The 19,041-nt window shown below is 40.7% G+C and carries 17 protein-coding genes; 1 reads left to right on the top strand and 16 read right to left on the bottom strand.

The window, feature by feature from the left end; all coding sequences use genetic code 11:
* Nucleotides 1-7: 7 nt before the first annotated feature.
* Entirely contained in the window at nucleotides 8-1,261 is a 1,254-nt protein-coding gene (locus ACESPQ_RS09980) for a zinc-binding dehydrogenase (protein ID WP_373144316.1), read from the top strand.
* 320 nt (nucleotides 1,262-1,581) lie between these two features.
* On the opposite strand, the gene ACESPQ_RS09975 is transcribed toward ACESPQ_RS09980, so the two are convergent.
* From ACESPQ_RS09975 to ACESPQ_RS09900, 16 genes are all read right to left on the bottom strand, one after another.
* Nucleotides 1,582-2,724, bottom strand: coding sequence for a hypothetical protein (locus ACESPQ_RS09975; RefSeq protein ID WP_373144315.1), 1,143 nt, complete (start codon nucleotides 2,722-2,724; stop codon nucleotides 1,582-1,584).
* A 1-nt stretch (nucleotide 2,725) separates the two neighbouring features.
* On the bottom strand, nucleotides 2,726-3,787 hold the full coding sequence (locus ACESPQ_RS09970) for a PTS fructose transporter subunit IIC (protein ID WP_373144314.1): 1,062 nt from the start codon (nucleotides 3,785-3,787) through the stop codon (nucleotides 2,726-2,728).
* A 418-nt stretch (nucleotides 3,788-4,205) separates the two neighbouring features.
* On the bottom strand, nucleotides 4,206-4,511 hold the full coding sequence (locus ACESPQ_RS09965; protein WP_002606481.1) for a PTS fructose transporter subunit IIB: 306 nt from the start codon (nucleotides 4,509-4,511) through the stop codon (nucleotides 4,206-4,208).
* A 14-nt stretch (nucleotides 4,512-4,525) separates the two neighbouring features.
* Entirely contained in the window at nucleotides 4,526-4,960 is a 435-nt protein-coding gene (locus ACESPQ_RS09960) for a PTS sugar transporter subunit IIA (protein WP_008816237.1), read from the bottom strand.
* Nucleotides 4,961-4,972: 12 nt separating this feature from the next.
* On the bottom strand, nucleotides 4,973-5,929 hold the full coding sequence (locus tag ACESPQ_RS09955; protein ID WP_008816238.1) for a type I phosphomannose isomerase catalytic subunit: 957 nt from the start codon (nucleotides 5,927-5,929) through the stop codon (nucleotides 4,973-4,975).
* Between the two features lie 177 nt (nucleotides 5,930-6,106).
* Nucleotides 6,107-8,050, bottom strand: coding sequence for a BglG family transcription antiterminator (locus ACESPQ_RS09950; RefSeq protein ID WP_373144313.1), 1,944 nt, complete (start codon nucleotides 8,048-8,050; stop codon nucleotides 6,107-6,109).
* Nucleotides 8,051-8,718: 668 nt separating this feature from the next.
* On the bottom strand, nucleotides 8,719-10,179 hold the full coding sequence (locus tag ACESPQ_RS09945) for an ABC transporter permease (protein WP_109770738.1): 1,461 nt from the start codon (nucleotides 10,177-10,179) through the stop codon (nucleotides 8,719-8,721).
* Nucleotides 10,176-11,048, bottom strand: coding sequence for an ABC transporter ATP-binding protein (locus tag ACESPQ_RS09940; RefSeq protein WP_002606476.1), 873 nt, complete (start codon nucleotides 11,046-11,048; stop codon nucleotides 10,176-10,178). Before ACESPQ_RS09940 ends, ACESPQ_RS09945 begins: the two co-directional genes overlap by 4 nt.
* Nucleotides 11,033-11,749 (bottom strand): hypothetical protein, encoded by a 717-nt coding sequence (locus ACESPQ_RS09935; RefSeq protein ID WP_373144312.1) that lies wholly within the window; start codon nucleotides 11,747-11,749, stop codon nucleotides 11,033-11,035. Before ACESPQ_RS09935 ends, ACESPQ_RS09940 begins: the two co-directional genes overlap by 16 nt.
* Nucleotides 11,721-12,287, bottom strand: coding sequence for an RNA polymerase sigma factor (locus ACESPQ_RS09930; protein WP_002606474.1), 567 nt, complete (start codon nucleotides 12,285-12,287; stop codon nucleotides 11,721-11,723). Before ACESPQ_RS09930 ends, ACESPQ_RS09935 begins: the two co-directional genes overlap by 29 nt.
* Before the next feature lie 189 nt (nucleotides 12,288-12,476).
* Nucleotides 12,477-12,866, bottom strand: coding sequence for a PTS sugar transporter subunit IIA (locus ACESPQ_RS09925; protein ID WP_002606473.1), 390 nt, complete (start codon nucleotides 12,864-12,866; stop codon nucleotides 12,477-12,479).
* A gap of 3 nt (nucleotides 12,867-12,869) precedes the next feature.
* A complete protein-coding gene (locus tag ACESPQ_RS09920; protein ID WP_373144311.1) occupies nucleotides 12,870-14,003 on the bottom strand; it encodes an SIS domain-containing protein in 1,134 nt (377 codons plus the stop codon).
* A 1-nt stretch (nucleotide 14,004) separates the two neighbouring features.
* A complete protein-coding gene (locus ACESPQ_RS09915) occupies nucleotides 14,005-14,826 on the bottom strand; it encodes a PTS system mannose/fructose/sorbose family transporter subunit IID (protein ID WP_002606471.1) in 822 nt (273 codons plus the stop codon).
* Entirely contained in the window at nucleotides 14,819-15,568 is a 750-nt protein-coding gene (locus ACESPQ_RS09910) for a PTS mannose/fructose/sorbose/N-acetylgalactosamine transporter subunit IIC (protein WP_002606470.1), read from the bottom strand. The genes ACESPQ_RS09915 and ACESPQ_RS09910 overlap by 8 nt, the downstream gene beginning before the upstream one ends.
* An 83-nt stretch (nucleotides 15,569-15,651) precedes the next feature.
* Nucleotides 15,652-16,122, bottom strand: coding sequence for a PTS system mannose/fructose/N-acetylgalactosamine-transporter subunit IIB (locus ACESPQ_RS09905; protein ID WP_002606469.1), 471 nt, complete (start codon nucleotides 16,120-16,122; stop codon nucleotides 15,652-15,654).
* 68 nt (nucleotides 16,123-16,190) lie between these two features.
* A complete protein-coding gene (locus ACESPQ_RS09900) occupies nucleotides 16,191-18,932 on the bottom strand; it encodes a sigma 54-interacting transcriptional regulator (protein ID WP_002606468.1) in 2,742 nt (913 codons plus the stop codon).
* Nucleotides 18,933-19,041 lie beyond the last annotated feature (109 nt).

The following is a 19,041-nucleotide window of genomic DNA, read 5'->3' as shown; positions in this document are numbered from 1 at the left end:
GGATATCATGTTAGCAAAAGCTGCCGTACTATGCGGAAAGAATACCATACAAGTTAGGGAACTGGAATTACCGCCAATCGGGGATGATGAACTGCTGGTGAAGAATATATCAAACAGTATCTGTCTGTCTACGTACAAGGCAGCGCTTCTGGGGGAGGATCACAAGCGTGTACCGGATAATATCAGCGAGCATCCGCCGATTACCGGTCATGAGTTTACAGGCATAATCATGGAAGTAGGAAACCATCTGAAAGACAGATTTCAGCCGGGTGAAAAGTTTGTACTGCAGCCTGCGATGGGGCTTCAAAGCGGTTATTCCGCAGGCTACAGCTATGAATATTTCGGAGGGAATGCCACCTACTGCATTATTCCGAAAATCGCCATTGATCTGGGGTGTGTACTCCCTTACCAAGGAAATTACTTTGCGAATGCATCCCTCAGTGAACCAATGTCCTGCATTATCGGAGCATACCATGCAACCTATCATACAAAACAGTATGTATATGAGCATTTCATGGGCGTAAAGGAACAGGGAAAGCTGGCGCTTATGGGCTGTGCCGGACCGATGGGAATCGGAGCGATTGATTATGCAGTAAATGGGCCGGTTTCATCAAAGCTGATTGTAGTGACTGATATCGATGAGCAGCGTCTGGAACGTGCACGTACACTGATACCGGAAGAAGCGGCAAAGAAACAGGGAAAAACATTGATTTATATCAATACAAAGGATATAGATGCAGTAAGTGAGCTGCGAAAGCTTAGCAGGGGCACCGGCTTTAATGATGTGTTTGTATTTGCCGCAGTACCAGCACTTCTGAAACAGGCTGATGCAGTATTGGGAAATGATGGATGTCTGAACTTCTTTGCAGGACCAACCGATAAACAATTTGCAGTACCGTTCAATTTCTACAATGTGCATTATGAAGGAACGCATATTGTGGGAACCTCTGGCGGATCAACGCAGGATATGCTGGAATGCCTTACGCTGTCTGCAGAAAACAGGCTGAATCCAAGCTATATGATTACACATATCGGTGGGTTGCAGGCTGCACCGGAAACAATTCTGAATCTGCCAAATATACCGGGAGGGAAAAAACTGATTTATCCGCATATCGATCTGCCACTGACTGCGATTGAAAATTTCCGCAGCAGGCAGTCTGAAAACCCGTTGTTTAAAACACTGGCGGATATATGTGAGAGAAATCATAATGTATGGTGTGAAGAAGCGGAGACCTATCTGCTGGAGTATTATCAGGTTTAAAAAGGAAAACGTTGAACCTCATTCTAAGAAAATAAAGCAGGAATGAGGTTTTTTATGATGTTTCGTTGTAATGTGTTGAACTTATACTCTTACATGTATCAGGCTTATTTCGAATAGAGTATATAAGCATACAAGGCGAATGAGAATAGCAGTTGATTCCTACGTAAATAAAAAGCATAAAATCACCTGTCGCTGGTAATCTTATGCCTCATGGATTAAGCGAATACAATTATAAGTGGAATACTTTCCAATTTTCTCTTGCTTGTTTCATATTGCTGGGCGCTAAGCCTTCCTGTCACAGTGCTATTTCGCCAGCCATATCAATTTCTTTTTAAGCTTTCATAATGCTGCAGGATGGCATGATGTAGTTCATGTGTTTTTGGAAAGCCGGTAATGCGTTCTACAACGTTGGAAAGACCCTCTTTCTGTATACTTTCCTGAAGCAGCAGTGCCTGTGGATCATCTGGATTATCATATAAAAAGCCATAAGCTATCGCCTTTGCTATATGATTATATGAAAGACTATTCTCGTAACACATGAGAGCACTTCCTGAAAGCCGATCACCTTTCGACAGCTTGCGAATTGGATCATAGGCAACCCTGTAAATATAATCTACCATATCACCCTCTGCCTGAGGGAATACGCTTAAATTATCGAGTTGCTCCTCTGTGAGCGGATATTTCGCCAGAATACCTGCCTTTATTTCTTTCTCAACGGCTGAAATGAATGCTGAGCCGTTGGCGTCACTGCTGATTTGATTGATTGTTTCATAACCGGAATAATACCCCATGAATGCTCCAGCAGCATGCGGACCGTTCACGATGAAAACCTTGACATCCTTCAGAAGCTCTAGCTGATCAGTAATCTCCATCCATTCTATATCTGAAATATCAACGTTCAGCGGACCCTGAATTAATAGCGATAATACGGCAGTTGTACGTATGTTTAAAGACTGATTGCTTTCAGCGTCCGTACTTCTTCTGATGATGGAATCACGTAGTACAACATGATTGTTGAACCAGATGTGATCTGTATCCGTAAGCATGTGAGAAAATTGTTCATGTATACCCTGCATCATATGATTTTTATTGGTTAAAAAGATGATGGAGAGATTCTGATGCGGATTTTTTTCCTTCCTAACTTTCAGACCGTCCATGAGTGTGATAACCGCCTCCGAGATTTTTTCAGGATATATGACAAACATGATTAAATCAGCCTGAATTATTTTATCTGTAATTGCTTCCTGCCCCCATGTGTATGCTTCAAAATTGGATATACTATGTTCCTCTATTCGATCAAAGCGATGTACGGTAACATGATAGGAACCGGCTTCTCTCAGGTTACTGATTACAACAGGATCAGTGTCAATAAATGTCATATTCCATGCAGGTGAGTTTGCGATTGTTTCTCCGATAAAGCCTTTGCCGAGACGTCCTGCACCGATAATAATTGCTTCTTTCATATTATTTATCTGCCAGCTCAGTTTGAGCGACCGGTTTTTTTAGAAGATTCACTAAAATAGCAGTAACCAGTGTGCCAACGATAATTGCGATAACAAACCATATTTTTTCATCAATGATAGGCAGTACAATCGGTCCTCCATGCGGCGCATAATCCTTTACACCGGCTACTGCTGCAATTGCACCTCCAACAGCACCACCTGCCATAATTGACGGAATGACCTTTGCGGGGTCAGCGACAGCTAGTGGTATAGCACCTTCGGAGATTCCTATCAGACCCATGAATAGAGATGCCTTGCCTGCATCACGCTCCTCCTGGGTATATTTGTTTTTTGCCAGCAATGTCGCAAGCCCCATACCCAGTGGTGCAGTACAGATTGGAACGGCGCAGATGCCGAAGAATTCGTAGTGCCCCTCTGCCATCATCCCAATAGAGAATAAGCAGGCAGTTTTATTAACCGGACCTCCCATATCAACAGTAACCATCATCCCCATGATGATACCCAGAACAATTTTACTTCCGCTTGATAAGCTGGTCAGAAAGCTTTCGACTCCACCCATCGCCATGCCGATTGGATTGGCAAGAATGTACATATAGAAAATACAAACAATAAAGGATGTAACAACAGGAATGATCAGTATTGGCACAACGCTCTTAATCAATTCAGGATAGTGTATCTTCTTCATATATTTAACCAGATATCCAGTCATAAAGCCTAATACCAGCGCTCCCAGAAACCCTGTTTTTACAGCATTTCCCCCGATCGTAATTTCTGTATTCGCGATATAGCCGGCAACTAGTTCGGGAGCCAGAGCGGGTTTGCCTGCAATGGCATAAGCAATATACCCGGCCAGAACAGGAATCATCAGGAACAAACCGGCCCCACCGATTTCCTGTACATGAAGAAGGAATTCATTTTTAATAACCATCCCTTCTCCAGCTACCGCAGTGCCCCCAAATGCGATGGAACCTGCATAGAAGATACCGCCAATCACGGTCATCGGTATCATGTAAGACATACCAGTCATTAAATGGTTTTTAATTTTCTTGAAATCAATACTCATAACTGTCTCCATTCTCTCGTTATACACGAGTGCAAATTTTTATGTAAGTTTTTTATAACGTTTGAATCTTGTCATCTGTAGCATTAGCGCTTTCATGACAATGGGTATGATGAATGAAAAAGTATTTTCTTCTTGACTTGAAATGAAGCCGCTCCAATACATCATGTAAAGATTCACATTATGATTTAACTATTATCATTTTTACTATCAACTAATCTTTCGTTTATGTTTTCATCGCTTTAGTCTTTTTAATTTCTGAAGCGTCTTTTTAAAGTAATTGAGCCCTCTTTCTTCCAGCAGTGCGCTTTCATACTACATCTTTCAGAATTGAAGCTTATGGAATCATCTCAGTAATCAGTAGTTTACTGTCTCTTTCAGGTTTATGAGCTATAGAGCTTCCATTTCGAACGGTGTTTTCTTAAACCGCTTTTTCGAGCTTTACGATTGCTGCTTCCGGATTCTTAATAGCATCTGCCACATCAATTTCAACAACGCATTTACCGTCAAAGCGCTCCAATCCTTCCACTGCACAACCAACTGCAATCAAAACTATATCAGCCGTTTTAAGATCCTCTTCGGTAATCTCATTTTCTGCTCCCATTGCCCCTTGTGTTTCCAGTTTGATTTGATGACCGCGTTTTCGTCCTGCCTCTTCCAATGCTTCCTGCGCCATGTATGTATGGGCGATACCTGTCGGACATGCTGTGATACCTACGATATTCATTTATATTCTCCTCTCTATTGCTCGAGTCTGCTTAGACATTCGAATAATTGTGTTTCATTTCCTGCATTGACAACGCTGCTGCGAAATTCATCATGCATAAGGTTTCTGCTTAGCCAGGCAAGAATCTGCAGATGTTCTCTGGTTCTTTTATGTTCTGGGACACCAATCATGAAAATCATGCGGACGCTTTCCTCTCCCCATAAAATCGGTTTCTTCACTGTAGATACAGCCACAAAGGATTCTGTAACATCATCACTTGACCCATGCGGTATTGCAACTTCATAACCGACTGCTGTGGAAAATTCCTCTTCTCTCTGTAATACGGATTTTCTATATGCTTCACCTCCATTCAGTTTGCCGGCTGCTGCGGCTTCATGAATTAGAAAATTGATAGCGTCTGCTTTGTCTTTAAACGTTTTATTTACAAACGTCAGTTGTTTATCGAACATGCTTCCCCTCCTTTATACGTGCCCCGGCTCGCTGATCAGGATATCCATGCTTCCGGTAAGCCGAAAGCTGGTACAGCTGGATGTCACAATAAATCCCTGACCGGCCTTTAAGAAATAGCTTTCATCCTTTATATGAATGTGCCCTTCCCCGCTTAAGATAAGACATAGGGAATAAGTTTCATTGCTTATTGTTTCTGATTCCTGAATTTCATAACGCGTAATTCGGAAAAATTCATTGCTTATGTATTGCAAAATATGATTGTTTCCATGCAGCTCATCACGAATATTCATTTCCGGTTCTTTGTGCGGAAAGCAGATAACATCCAATGCTTTTTCCAAATGCAGCTTCCGTGGTGTACCATCCGGTTCGGTATTATCATAATCATAGATACGGTATGTGACATCGCTACTTTGCTGAACCTCAGCAAGAAGCATTTTTCCTTCCACACCATGTACGATTCCAGCCGGAGTAAATACACAGTCACCTGCTTTTACCGGTGTTCTATGCAGCAGCTGTCCCCATTTTCCTGCCAGTGCCAGTTCTTTAAATTCTTCTTTTGTGTTGGCTGTATGACCGCGTATCAGCTTTGTTCCATCATCCACATCAAGATATAGGCAGAACTCTGCTTTACCTAAATCATTTTCATACTTCTCGGCATAGATATCATCAGGATGCACCTGTACGGAAACAGGCCGTGTTATTTCATTGATCTTGATAAGGAGTGGAAAACGTTCTTCCTTCGCATTGTGAAATAACTCACGATGCTGTTTATACACCTCCTTTAGTGAATGGTTTTTATAGGTACCATTCGAGATGATACTCGTACCGTTTTCATGTGCACTAATAGCCCAGTATTCACCGATTTTCTGATTTGCAGCTTCATCGAAGCCAAACGTTTTCTGAATTTTGGTACCGCCGTAAATCTTTTCTTTCAACGGTGAATGCAGAAACAATATTTCATCAGACATTAACATCACTCTCCTTTGACATCTTCATTATGCCACAGTCTCTTTTCTCTGAATATGTCAAAGTCTTTCATATATTTTTGTAAAACATAGTACACGAAAGAAAACGCTACAATGAGCGTTTGTTAATAAGAGTAAGTTTCTCGGCAATTGATATGTGGCTTGTTTATAGAATTACTGTTATAAATTTTCAATTATATTATAGAATTCCGCTCTTGATTTACAATCGCGAATACTTTGTATCGTTTCATGTGATTTAATAATGCGGTAAATATTACTAATCAATTTTCTTGAGCGTTCCTTATTCTGGAAGCTGAAAGCCAGACAGATGATGATATCCACCTTCTCTTTATGCCAAAGCACAGGTTTTTTTAAAGTCATGATTACGATTTTTTCCTTAAGTACATATTTGGTGATGCCATGAGGTATCGCGATACCATTACCTACCTCTGTAGGTGAAATTCTTTCTCTGCTTAGCATGGAATCCAGAAAACCATCTATCACATAGCCGTTGCATTCTAGAATACTACTGATTTTCTGCAGGATTTCATCACTGCTACTATAATTCTGGTTAATAAATAAGGTTTGTTCATCCAGCATTTCCAGAAGTAGATTTTTTATGTTCTCATCTGACTGTGTTGTACTTCCCATATAGATTTGATTTATTTTGCGTACGTCATATGCATCAACCAGGGGTGAAATTAGAATAGCAGGCTTTTTATGATAATCAAGTTGTATCGTAGAAATAATAAAATCAAACTCATCCAGATAGGCCATTTTTAAATCATCAATATTAAATGTTTCAACAACATCAAAGCGCGGCAAATTACGCTTTACTCTGTTTTCTACCAGGGCAGCACTTGCGCCGCTTGAATGAATGACGATTGCAATTTTCTTTGACAGATTAAGGCGTTCAATAGATGCCTGAACGTGGATAAGCAGAAAGCTTATTTCATCGTCAGATAAATGAACACCAAAATTATTCTCAAAGGTCGCCGAAGCCAGAACCAAGACGGAAAATAGGGCGGGATACTGTTCCTTGATTTGGGGAAGGAATGGATTTGTGATATGAATTTTATTCGTTATCCTCGCTACCATGGGAACTACATGAAGCTCAAGCCCCTTCAAAAGCTCATCATCAATCAAGTTTTCTCCCAGTACGTTAGAAATCGTCTCTACAAATTCTCTAAGCTGTTCTCTTATCTCATCCGTTCTCGTACCTGTATAATGTAATGTGTTTTCATGATAGACACCGGAAACACGGGCATTCAGCCAGCGTATATCCTGTTCTTTTAATTCAATATGATGTGCATCTTTCAGCCATTTTGATAATTCCACTGTTACAGGCCAAGTTTTCAATCTGTGCAGCTCTGATACGACTGGGCGATAGGTCGTCTGAACAAGAAAGTGCATCTTTGCAATGCGGTCAAGAAAAATAGCAAATTGAATGAATATCTGATAATAGTACATATCATCCATCAGCTCACAGGAAAGCTTATCTGTCACAAAATGTATCATTTGTTCAGCAATTGCCATATGATTTTTATGTACATAGGAGGCTAGTATTTTTTCACAGGTCTGCAGATCATAGCTTTCCTTAGAAGAAATTTTCGATTTAAATTGTTCAAATACATAATTCCGCTTAGCACTGCGAATATGCTGTTCTTTCCCATTTACGTAAGTCCCACTCTTATCTCTTGTGAGAAACAATTCATTTTTCTGAAGACTTCTATCTACATATTCCAGATCATTTACGATACTGCTTTTGGATACCTGATATTTTTCTTCCAGCGTTCTCACAGATACCTTCTGATCCCTCATCAAAAGGTTTTCCAATAACTCCTGCCGCCTGGCTTCTGTAAAGTCCTGGTTGAGATAATCCTGGTCAAGATAGGTTCGAAATCTTCTTTTCTCCTCAGCACTGCCTTCTAGCAGATAGCCCTGCTGTTTCTGTTTGACCAACTTCAAATCAAATCGTTTTAATTCAAAGTCTAATTCCTTTAGATAATTATAAGCTGTCTTTGCGGAAATCGCGAGCTTTTCTGTGAAATAAGATACAGGAATACTCTCCTCACTGTTGAGCAGTATCATGTAAAACATCTTTAGCTTATCATTCGCCACCATACTTCACCTCCAGTAATCTGTTATTTTTTATATTATTCTACACTTATATACCAATAGTATTATAACGTATAATAAATGAAATAAACTAAAAGATTACTAATAAATATTCCACATCTGTAAAGTGCTATATAAAAATCAGCAAAGAATATCATTCGTGTCTGTTATTTTTACATGCAGTCATATTATTTGATCTTTTAGATAAATATAAAAAAGAAGTTCCTCAGTCCATTGTTATACAATAGATTTTGAAACTTCCGTATTCAATTTCGCTTCCCTCGCTTCTACATGTATTGAAGTTATATCACACAGGATAGCCATATGTGTGACCTTTACGTTTTAAATATTTGAAACAAGCTCTTCTGTCCGTTAGCTACATAGGTGTTTTCTTTTATCTTTTTTTCAAATTTACTGCTGTCGATATTTGCAAAAATTGCAGGCGATACAGCATATATCTGCTTTTCCTTCCATAGAAAAGCATAACCACAGTATTTCCTTGATTGGTTTCACGATATGCTTCCAGTAAAGCATTAGTCAAACAAAAAGGAAAACACCTTTTTAATTTGCCATAGCATTCAACATATTCTTTTCCATATAGTCAAGAAATATCGACTCCTGGCAGTATATGTCTATTCAGCTCGTTATATTTTAAAATACAATGATCTTGCTTATCAGCTGCAGTTCTTCACATGCCTGCGGGAATGCTGAAGCATACACAGGGATATGATGACAATCGAAACTATCCAGAACAGCATAATAACATTCTTCCAGGCCAGCGAATAACCGCCAATACTGAAATACGGCAGCATTTCACCCAGATGAGGATTCAATGCGACTTTGAAAAATTGTGTGAAATGTACCATTTGAGAAGGAAAGAACTGATCAATCACCATGCCTGGCAAAAGCTGATTGAAAAAGCCTGTAAATCCGCTGATCAGCGTCACCAGAAGAAGTGGGATCACTGTCGCAAAACGATTCTTTATGATATAGGAAAAAAGCATAGTGATAAAGGCGGTTGCTATTGATGCGATACTGATCAGCAGCATAGCATTCACAATCAGCGTTCGATAAGTAAATACATAGGCTGTGATATTCAATGATGCCTGCGACTGGGAATAATAAGTCAGATTCAGATCACGCAGTGGAAGGAACATACAGGACATGATATATACGATAAGAAATTGTATGAGTACGATTCCAAGCGCAAGCAATATACCTGCACACAGCTTTGCCGCAGTTATCTTTTTGTTTCCGGCAGCTGTGGGAATCATAATCTGATAGGTCTTATAATGCTTCTCCATAGCGAAGGTATTTGCCAGAATGATAACAAGAATAAGCAGCGAAGCGAATTCCAGATTATACAATGCTTCAACGAACAGTGTATTTGGAATATTGCTGTCAATCTCATGAGAGGCTGATTTATAACGGTTTATGAAATTCTCCATCGTGGCATCGTATATGCTGTCCGGATACTCAAAGCCGGCAATCTCAATATTAAGCTGTTCCTTACTTAACTGATCCGGATGAAGCCACTTTCTCTGGGCGTCAGAAGAGAAGTTTTCATAATCGGCAACATCCTTTTTATCCTCAATATAATAATCATAGATATTGCTATACAGCTGGCGCACACCATCATGTTTTAAATAATCTTCAACATGTACCTTTACTTTGTCGCTTCCTTCGATTTCCTCATAGGAAATACCTCCGCTGATCTGCATATAGTTTTCAAATAATTCATTGACTTCCTTACCGGTGTACTTACCGCTGCGTGCGTCTTTCAGTAAGGTTTCATAATTATCGCCATATACAGCTTTCATTTTTTCTTCATCCAGCGTTGTTTCTGTATACTTGTTCATAATAGCGCGGAAGTCTTTATCCATCTGCTGTATGGTCTTTTCACTGAGTGTTCCCGCATAGGAATGTTGAATCTGATCGGCCAGCCTCCAATATGCAAGTCCTGTTCTTTCTATTCCGTTTTCATCCTTCATGACGATATCAGTGCGGTACTGCAGTGGCTGATGGTAAACCTGATAGGTGCGGTAGCCATTGAAGATAAACAGGATAAGCAGCAATACGATGTTGACTTTGCTTTTGAAAATCTTTTTAAATTCAGATTGAATCAATCGTCTCATAGGGAATCACCTTCTTTAAAATAATATAAATAAAGATCATCCAGATCAGGCGTTATATTATGAGCCAGGGTATGTGGACAATCATCAGCCACGATACGCAGTTCGATGTCATTATCGACATTATGACTCTTTACGATAATATGGGAAGCCATAAGGGAGAGTGCCTCCTTTTTCGGAAGTGTTACCTGCCATACCTTTTCCTTCATAGTATGAAGTAGCTCTTTTGGTGTATCATGAAGAATGATTTTTCCTTCCTTCATAACGATGATATCGTCTGCGATGGTTTCGATATCACTTACGATATGCGTGGAAAGCAGAACGATGCATTCCTGTGAGAGGGATGCAATCAGATTGCGGAAGATAATGCGTTCCTTTGGATCCAGCCCGGCAGTCGGCTCGTCCAGTATGAGAATCTCCGGTTTATTTAGAAGTGCCTGTGCGATTCCCACTCTACGCAGCATACCGCCGGATAACTGTTTCATTTTTGTTTTCCGCTTATCCTCCAGATGCAAAATATGCAGCAGCTCGTCAATTCTTTTTCTGCTGTATTGCTTTGACTGATTTTTCAGAATACTCATATATTCCAGGAATTCATAGACGGTATAGTGCGGATAAAAACCAAAATGCTGTGGCATATAGCCGATTTTTGACGCATAGACATCATACTGTTTTAAAGCGTCTATTTCGTCATAGCTGATGCTGCCGCCATCCTTTGGAAGCAGTCCGCAAAGAATTCTCATCAGCGTTGTTTTGCCGCTTCCGTTTGCTCCAAGTAAGCCATGTACACCCTTTTCAATCGTTAAATTTACATCATACAGCACCTGATTCTTTTTGAATGATTTATTGATATGTTCTATAACCAGCTCCATTTTTGCTGCCTCCTTTCTGTATCCGACATCCCTTTATTCAACTGCCGCATATTGAAAAGCGTTAAACAAGAAACGATAAGTATAACCAGCACCGCCTGAGGATTGGATATCATGTACCGGATATACTGACTGTATATAAAAAGATATATACAATAAAACATGGAGTATGTGGCAAGTGCGGATATATAGCCTTTGATTCTGTGTAGTAAATGTGTAAAAATAATTTGCATGGCATACAGCGGAACGATACCGGTCATGATAAAATCAGCAGGAATCCAGGATTCTTTAAGGATGAATATCACCAGTAATATAAAAGACATCACGAGCCCGTTTAAGGCGATACCGGCTGTACGAATCAGAAAGGCGCGACAGGGATTCAGGTAAACAGGACTGATGGTATCCAGCATCCTGTAGTGGCTGCATTTATAATATTCATAAAGCGCAGAAATACCCAGTATGAAAAAGTAAATAGCGGTGTAAATCTGAGCATTGACTGCATCCAGCGTTATCAGCAGTATCGAAATCAATAGTCCGATAATAGATAGGACCATATAGAAGCGAAAATCCAGCCACATATAGCGAAGAATCAGCTGTAGCAAAGAGGTGCAGTTTTTTTGTGTGTATTGTTCCTGCTCTTTTTGACAGAGAAGAATCGTTTGTTCCATCGCTGCCTCATCTACCTGTATGAGTTTCTGTTTCATGATAACCTCCTTCTTTCCATAATGCACAAAGCCGCTTTAATGCCGCCGTGTGTCTTGTTTTCACTGTGGATACGGGAATTGAGAAGCTCTGCGCTATTTCCTTAAATGTCATCTGATGGTAGTATTTCAATAGAATTACATCCTGTTGAGAATCAGACAGCTCCCCTATGTAATACATAAGCTCTTCGTTTCGTATCTGATCAAGAATGACTTCATGTACATCACTGTCCGCAGAAATTAAGTTTTCCTGCCTGTCAATATCCGTGTGCAGATCACGCTGCATTTTTCGGTGATAGTCATGACACAGGTTACTGGCAATCCGGTATAGATAATGCAGCGTCTTGCCCTGCGCATGATACATGGGAAGCTGACGGATGAAGCGCACAAACACTTCCTGTGTAATATCCTTTGCACTGTCGTCTCCCTGCATTTTGCGATATGTGAAGGAATAGACGTATGGATAGAGGTCTTGTATGAAGTTATTTAGTGTCTGCTGATCGCCTTTTTTTATTTTATGCAGGATCTGCTGTTCTCTCATATGCCGCCTCCTCACTTACTTAACGATTTGATTTGAAAAAAGGTTTTACTTTTCATTTATTTTAGCATACATGATAAAAAGACTTATCCACAGCTTGCTATAATTGCTTTATTCACGACTAACGTTTTTTACGTTAATATGCTTTCACAAAATTATAGCATTTTATACAGCTTGAATAAGTCCTTCGCTTTATTGTGTTTGCTTTAGTAGGTGATTGACAAACACCATCTGTTTCTGCGCTTCCTGAATAGTGTGTTCTATATAAGTGTCATCAATGGTGCTTGTCGTTAGTACGAACTCCAGAATCAGCGGTAAATTGATTCCTGTAATGCAACGTACATTATATCTGTCCAGATAAGGAGCTACCGCCTGCGTCATGCTTCCACACATGAGATCTGTGAAAATGATAATTTCCTCCTGATTTTCAAAGGATTCAATGATTGTTTTTAATTGCAGCGCAGCATCCCTGTCATCAACATAGGCATTAACAGCGTAAATATTGTTCTTTTTTGTTAACACCTGTATGGAACTGACATAGCCATCCGCAAGATATCCATGGGTCGCTATGATGTATTTCATGAATCATACCTCCTCTGTGTGCGTCTTCAAATAAGCAGATGCACCATCATTTGCCGCATGAACAACACTCAGACCTCTATCTTCCGCAAGCAGGTGAGCAAGCATTTGAAAGGGGACCATGTACTCCATGACGCTGCAATACGGATCATCTTGAAAGTGGCACAGCAGTGCTTTGGAATCTTTCAATGGATGAGAATGATTTGCGATTAGTATTACATAATCGCTATATAACCGACACCAGCGTATCAGCTCCAGCATTCGCATTTCCTGTACACCGTCTGGAGCAATCAAAAATAATAGAGTATCCTTTTGTATCTGTGTGGTCCCGGTATGCATAAATTCCTCCTGCTCATAAGCAAGAGCTGCAATAGATGCAGCTTCTGCGATCTTTAAACCACCTTCCTGTGCAACTGCATAGTAGGGACCGGCTCCAATATAGCGTGCAACCATTTTCGTCTGCAGCAGCTCCCTATGGTTTTTATACCAGTCTGCTGTATCCTTTATGATTTGATTCACATTATCTTCCGATCTGGTAAAGTATTGCTGATAATATGTGTATTGCTGCCTGCTGATGAGCTCTTTTTGATTTGCCGTTTCTATGATGCAGAGAAATGTTATCAGCAGTGATGCCATATGTGTACGTGTTTCGATAAAGCTTTCCTCAGAACCGCATAGCTTATTGATGACGATATCCGAAAGGTTTGCAAGGGGAGAATTCGAATCAATAGTTATACATACTACAGGGATATTCAACCGTTTACATTCCTGTGCCATCCTGATCGGTCCGGTTGTTGTTCCTGAATGTGCAGGGCAAAGCATAAGCATTTCATCCGGGCTATACTGCTGATTGATGTTAAATTGAAAATATTCAGGAAAGGAGGCAGGATTGCACACCTCTGTTTCCACCTGCAGCAATTTCTCCATACAGGGGGCAAGCATATTTCCTACAAAGGTGCCGGATGCCTGTCCGCTGAAATAAACCTTTTTTACTGTATGTGTCAGAAAATGCTGAACAAAGTCCTCAGTGAGTTCTTTTTTATGCTGTAGGAGTCTACGGATGAGCAAAGGTTCATCAGTAATCGCCCGCAGTAATGCAGTGCGTTCCTGTTCCTTTGCTGTTGTCTTGGCACCTTCCATATCAGATGATACCGAAGGAGCCCAGAATGACACCAATAATAATAACCCAGATCATTAAAACGGTAGGCTTAACATTCTTTTTACGCATCAGCCATGCACACAGCAAAGTTAGTAGCAACGGCAGAAGATTCGGACAAATTTGATCAAACAGCTCCTGAATAATGATAGGCTCCTTTCCATAGCTGATCTGTAATGGCGTAGACAACGACACATAAGCACTCGTCAACGCTCCAACCACACTGAGTCCGACAATTAGACATAAATCTGTAATTTTTTGCAAAACGCCGGAGTTAACGACCTTTTCAATGAAGACCGATCCCATTTTAAAGCCCTGATGAATACCCCACCAATGAACCAGATAATTTGGCACATTATAAATCAGGAAATAGAGAAGCAGACCAAATGGATTGCCTGCGATACACATAGAAGCCCCAATACTGGCGGATATGATGCGAAAGCCGCCGGTCTGAAAGAAGGCATCACCGATTACGCCTGTAGGTCCCATCAAAGAGGTTTTAACTGCTTCAATCGTAGGTCCCATGGTATTACCGGATTCGGCGTTTTTCACCTCCAGAGCTGCAACGATGCCGACTACAATTGCCTCAAATTGCGGACAGGTATTATAGAACTGCATATGCCGTACCAGTGCATCCCGCATTCCCTGCGGGTCATCCTTATAAATCTTTTTAAATATCGGAGTAAGGGAATAGACATAAAACATATTGTGCAGCCGCTCACTGTTGTAGGAAATTTCAATCGGCATGCTGCGCCAAAAGACCTTGTGTAAATCTGACTTTGTAATTTCAAATGCTTTTTCACTCATATGCGTCTTCTCCCTTCTCGTTACCTGATGTATACATGGCTACAAAGCCAAGACCTGTTGCGATGATAGTGATAGCGATAACATTCAGATTCAGGAAAGCGGCAACTGCGAAGCCGACGAAATACAGACCGATAAACCGTTTGTCCCAGAGAATGTTTAAAAGCATACCGAATCCGACAGCAGTCAGCATTTCACCGGCCTTGCCAAGACCGTTCAATACATTTTCAGGAATGACGTTGATCAGTGACGTAATCGCCCCGGTTCCCAGAAGAACGGTAAGAAAGACAATGGCTGTCATGAAGAACAGCTTTACAAAACCGACACCGAGGTGAAACTGTCCGATTTTTTTATAATTTCCTTCTTCAGCCCATTTGTCAGCCCAGCGATGCATCAGATAGCTGACAACAATGTTATAAGCATTGGATACGTTCCCGCCCAGAATCGCGATTGGCATTGCAATGGAAATCGCGACATCAAAGCTGTTTCCGGTTGCCAGTGCAAAATAAGTTCCTAAAATCGCCCCGATACGCGTTTCTCCATTGATGATACCGGCATAGCTGATAAACCCCATCCATACCAGTTCCAGTGTTCCCCCGATAACAAGCCCCTGCTCGAAATTTCCCATGACCAGACCCGTTAAGGCACCGCATACGATTGGTCTGTCCATAAAGGAGCTTCCGGCGATATTGTCCATGGACCATGCAAATGCATAAACAAGGCCCAGTAAGATAGCTGTTTGCATAAGTTCTCCATTCTCCCGCTTTCTGCGAGTAAATTTTAACGAAACAACATAGATAAAGATTTGCTGTTTCCTTTTTCTCTTTCTTATAAATACTTCGTAATGGATACCGGACGTTCATCCGGTGTAACATAGGATTCCGCTTTCACGCCGAGGTCTACGATACTGCGAAGGTCATCATAATCCTCAGGGGCAAAAGCCAGAGAAGGACATACCATCTTCTTACCCGGTCCGCCTTTCATAAGTGCTACATTCAGATGCTGTATTCCGGGTACACTGCGGATGATTCGCAAGGCGTCCTTCGGTGTTTCCACAAGCAACTCAATTCTTCGACGCTCGTTTTTAGGATCCATGAGAAACAACCCTGCTTTTTCCACAGATAGAATCTTCAAACCGCAGTTTGCCGGAGCAGACATTTTCATCAAACTCATACGCAGAGGGTCCTGTATCACTGCATCATTGGCAACAACGATCATATTGATATCCAGTTTTTTCGGCCACACCTGTGAAGTCTGGTAATGTAGTAAGCGAAAATCAATTCGAAACAAACTGATCATACAAATCTCTCCTTTCTTTCCTTATTGTACATACGGTGGTGAGCTCAGGCCTCCGCATGGTTCAGGCATTACTTTTTGAATATATAATCATACATATATAAAATTTCACTCACAGGGATGTCCACCTTGTAGTAATCCATAATTCTGGCAAAGCTGTCGTTGAACATTTTCTGAAACCGTTTCTGTTCTACATCCAAAGAGTAACCACGTTCCTTCTGGGCGATTTCATTTTTCATGACAAGCCGTTCTATAATACAGGAAATATGAATGTACATACCAACCATAGTTTCATTGGCGATCAGCATACCCAGCAGCTCCTGAAGGTGATCCAGTGCTTCTTCAATAAAGGTGATCAGTTTATCTGCATTGAGTACGGTCAGGTAATTCATGACATTTTCCAATGTGAAATTCTTGATGAGATTCCGGTTAAACTGCTCCTGCTCATTCTTTGTGAAGTAGCTGTTCAGTGTTGAGGTTATACTGTCCACATCCTTGAATGCAATGACATCCTCCATCGGTACGCTGGAAACATTGCGTATGTCTAAGCGTGTTGTTGTGACAATGAACAAAACATCATACAGCTTGAATATATCATCCTGTTCCTTGTTTTTCTGTAAGCTGAGACAGTCATAGGCGAAAATACTGATATCAATCTGTCGGGGCATGCTGTTTTTAAAAAGCTGAACAACACGCTCGATTGCTTCCATTCCTGTTTCCGAGGTAAATATGATTGCTTTTTTGCGATTGATATTGCTGAATATTTTATATTCACATACGGTTTCTCTGCTTACCTTGCTCAATATTTCCTTCATTTCTACATTTCTGCGGATCTCTCCGGCCACATGCAAGGCCATTCGGGTGGAAACATTGTTGATGATTCCGATATTGATGCCGCATTCTTCAATCAGCTGTGTACCTATATTCTCCAGAGATCCCATATCCACAAGCAGAATCAAATCCTTTCGTATACTGTTGTCGTTGATATATTTTCTCAGCTTCATGACAATGTCGTCCATGGATGTACTAACCGGCATATCAATTCCTTCCATAATGTGGCTTCCAATCAGCTTGTTCGCAGCATCTGCTATGGAAGAGGCAGTGGAATAGCCATGTGAGATAATAATGCAGTTGTAACGGTATTTATCAATGGAACGGTTATAAAACTGAATATTCAAAATCAGAAATATCAGATTCATATCATTGATTTCCACATCAATTGTCTGTCGTATCTTGGTCATGATTTCCATGGCGCTTCGATAGCCTGTGGGATAATGCTCCTTTAACAGATGAATGACCTTACTGATTTCTTCGGCATGCTGCACCTCATAGCTGCGGATGGAAGAAAACATCTGCATATAGCTGTAAATAACGCGTGCAACAACGAAAGCACAATTGGATGGTATGTAGATATCATAACGGTCCAGCATATGTTCAAATACATCCAAAACCGCTTTTTCATAGGCACGAACGCGTGCATTGTAATATTTATGCTCAAATACGATATAGTCATAATAGACATTCATGTTATCAATGCAGCGTTCAAGAAACAGCTTCAGATCGATGCTTCCCTTTTCGTATTCCCGATAGGCGGTCACTATAAAATCGAAGAAATCAATGATTCTTCCATTTTTTGTCTGCGGCAGATATTTGCAGATATCAATCATGTATTCCTCTTCACTATTGCTTTTATCAAGAGTCAAAGAATTGATAATAGATACCGGAAGATGATACAGATATATGTGCAGATCATCCGATACATCATGTGACAGATAGGCATTTGCACAGCTCGACTGTATGCAGGTTGATAACTCCTCAATATTGTTTTCATAGGTATGATTCACCAGGGCGATAAACGCCTTGCTGGAAATGAGAATATTTTTCTTCAACCGCAAGCCTTCCTCTTTGAAAAATTCAATGATCAGCATTTCCTTATCTTCTATCGGCCTGTTTTGGAGGCTTGGGATATGACAGATAATCGGTATGCTGTGAAAGAAAGCGTTATGTATATTCTGCTTTGAGTCTATACAGCTGGTAAAGATAATACGGGTTCTGGACTTAAATACCTTTCCCTGCTTTCCTGAGGAAATGGTATATTCACCACTTTGCATGTACTGAATCAATAGAAAGTAGCACTGTGGTGAAAGCCGCTCAACATTCTCTATGACCAGAATTCCATTTTTTGCTCTGGCAATCAAACCACCTAGATATTTCTGCGAGCCGTCGTCCAGATAAGTCCCGAAGATGATTTGTACATCCTTTTCCCTGCCATTGCTTTCCTCATACTGACTTTCATTAAAGAAGACCAGTCTGGCATCTTTGTCTATTAGCGATTCTTCGATAGCATATTGGTAAATCAGGCGTGTGAAGAAGGTCTTGCCCACGCCGCGTTCCCCGTAAAGGAGGATTGGCAAACCGTTTGGCGGATATTTAATTGCAGACTGGCACTGCAGAATACATTCGCTGAGAGAGGTATCATGTCCAACAGCCTTCAGAAAGCTTCGTTTTGTTCGCAAAGACCTACCAAACTGATCAGTCAGCTCCTTTTCATCGTAAAATTCATTATTTTCCAGCTTGATCTGATATACACTTTCAAGTGTATGCCGATCCAGAAAATAAACCGGTCGTGTTTGAACCTTCAGAAAGATACCGTCTCTGTAAAATTCATTCAGATACTGTGAGGCAAGCGAACGAGAAATGTTCAGGCGCTTGCTTAAGTAGCTGGAATCACATTTCAACAGCTGATTGCTGCAAAATTCAAATGTGCATTTTACAATAAATTCATAAACTTCATTTTTTGTTTCTCTACTCATTGCGGCTCCTTTCTGCACCCAATCTTTCCACTTTTATATTAAAGGGAAACGGACGCCATATGTAATGTGTCGACACTTTCGACACATAGGCAGGAAATATCGTCAGCGA

The sequence above is a fragment of the Clostridium sp. HGF2 genome (genome assembly GCF_964240115.1).
In the GTDB taxonomy this organism is placed as follows: Bacteria; Bacillota_I; Bacilli_A; order Erysipelotrichales; family Erysipelotrichaceae; genus Clostridium_AQ; species Clostridium_AQ innocuum.
The sequence above is the reverse complement of the archived record's forward strand: the minus strand, read 5'-3'. Positions and strand labels throughout refer to the sequence as shown.

Coding starts and splice junctions, on each gene's coding strand:
- ACESPQ_RS09980 (WP_373144316.1), top strand. CDS start 8: ATGTTAGCAAAAGCTGCCGTACTATGCGGAAAGAATACCATACAAGTT.
- ACESPQ_RS09975 (WP_373144315.1), bottom strand. CDS start 2,724: ATGAAAGAAGCAATTATTATCGGTGCAGGACGTCTCGGCAAAGGCTTT.
- ACESPQ_RS09970 (WP_373144314.1), bottom strand. CDS start 3,787: ATGAGTATTGATTTCAAGAAAATTAAAAACCATTTAATGACTGGTATG.
- ACESPQ_RS09965 (WP_002606481.1), bottom strand. CDS start 4,511: ATGAATATCGTAGGTATCACAGCATGTCCGACAGGTATCGCCCATACA.
- ACESPQ_RS09960 (WP_008816237.1), bottom strand. CDS start 4,960: ATGTTCGATAAACAACTGACGTTTGTAAATAAAACGTTTAAAGACAAA.
- ACESPQ_RS09955 (WP_008816238.1), bottom strand. CDS start 5,929: ATGTCTGATGAAATATTGTTTCTGCATTCACCGTTGAAAGAAAAGATT.
- ACESPQ_RS09950 (WP_373144313.1), bottom strand. CDS start 8,050: ATGGTGGCGAATGATAAGCTAAAGATGTTTTACATGATACTGCTCAAC.
- ACESPQ_RS09945 (WP_109770738.1), bottom strand. CDS start 10,179: ATGAGACGATTGATTCAATCTGAATTTAAAAAGATTTTCAAAAGCAAA.
- ACESPQ_RS09940 (WP_002606476.1), bottom strand. CDS start 11,048: ATGGAGCTGGTTATAGAACATATCAATAAATCATTCAAAAAGAATCAG.
- ACESPQ_RS09935 (WP_373144312.1), bottom strand. CDS start 11,749: ATGAAACAGAAACTCATACAGGTAGATGAGGCAGCGATGGAACAAACG.
- ACESPQ_RS09930 (WP_002606474.1), bottom strand. CDS start 12,287: ATGAGAGAACAGCAGATCCTGCATAAAATAAAAAAAGGCGATCAGCAG.
- ACESPQ_RS09925 (WP_002606473.1), bottom strand. CDS start 12,866: ATGAAATACATCATAGCGACCCATGGATATCTTGCGGATGGCTATGTC.
- ACESPQ_RS09920 (WP_373144311.1), bottom strand. CDS start 14,003: ATGGAAGGTGCCAAGACAACAGCAAAGGAACAGGAACGCACTGCATTA.
- ACESPQ_RS09915 (WP_002606471.1), bottom strand. CDS start 14,826: ATGAGTGAAAAAGCATTTGAAATTACAAAGTCAGATTTACACAAGGTC.
- ACESPQ_RS09910 (WP_002606470.1), bottom strand. CDS start 15,568: ATGCAAACAGCTATCTTACTGGGCCTTGTTTATGCATTTGCATGGTCC.
- ACESPQ_RS09905 (WP_002606469.1), bottom strand. CDS start 16,122: ATGATCAGTTTGTTTCGAATTGATTTTCGCTTACTACATTACCAGACT.
- ACESPQ_RS09900 (WP_002606468.1), bottom strand. CDS start 18,932: ATGAGTAGAGAAACAAAAAATGAAGTTTATGAATTTATTGTAAAATGC.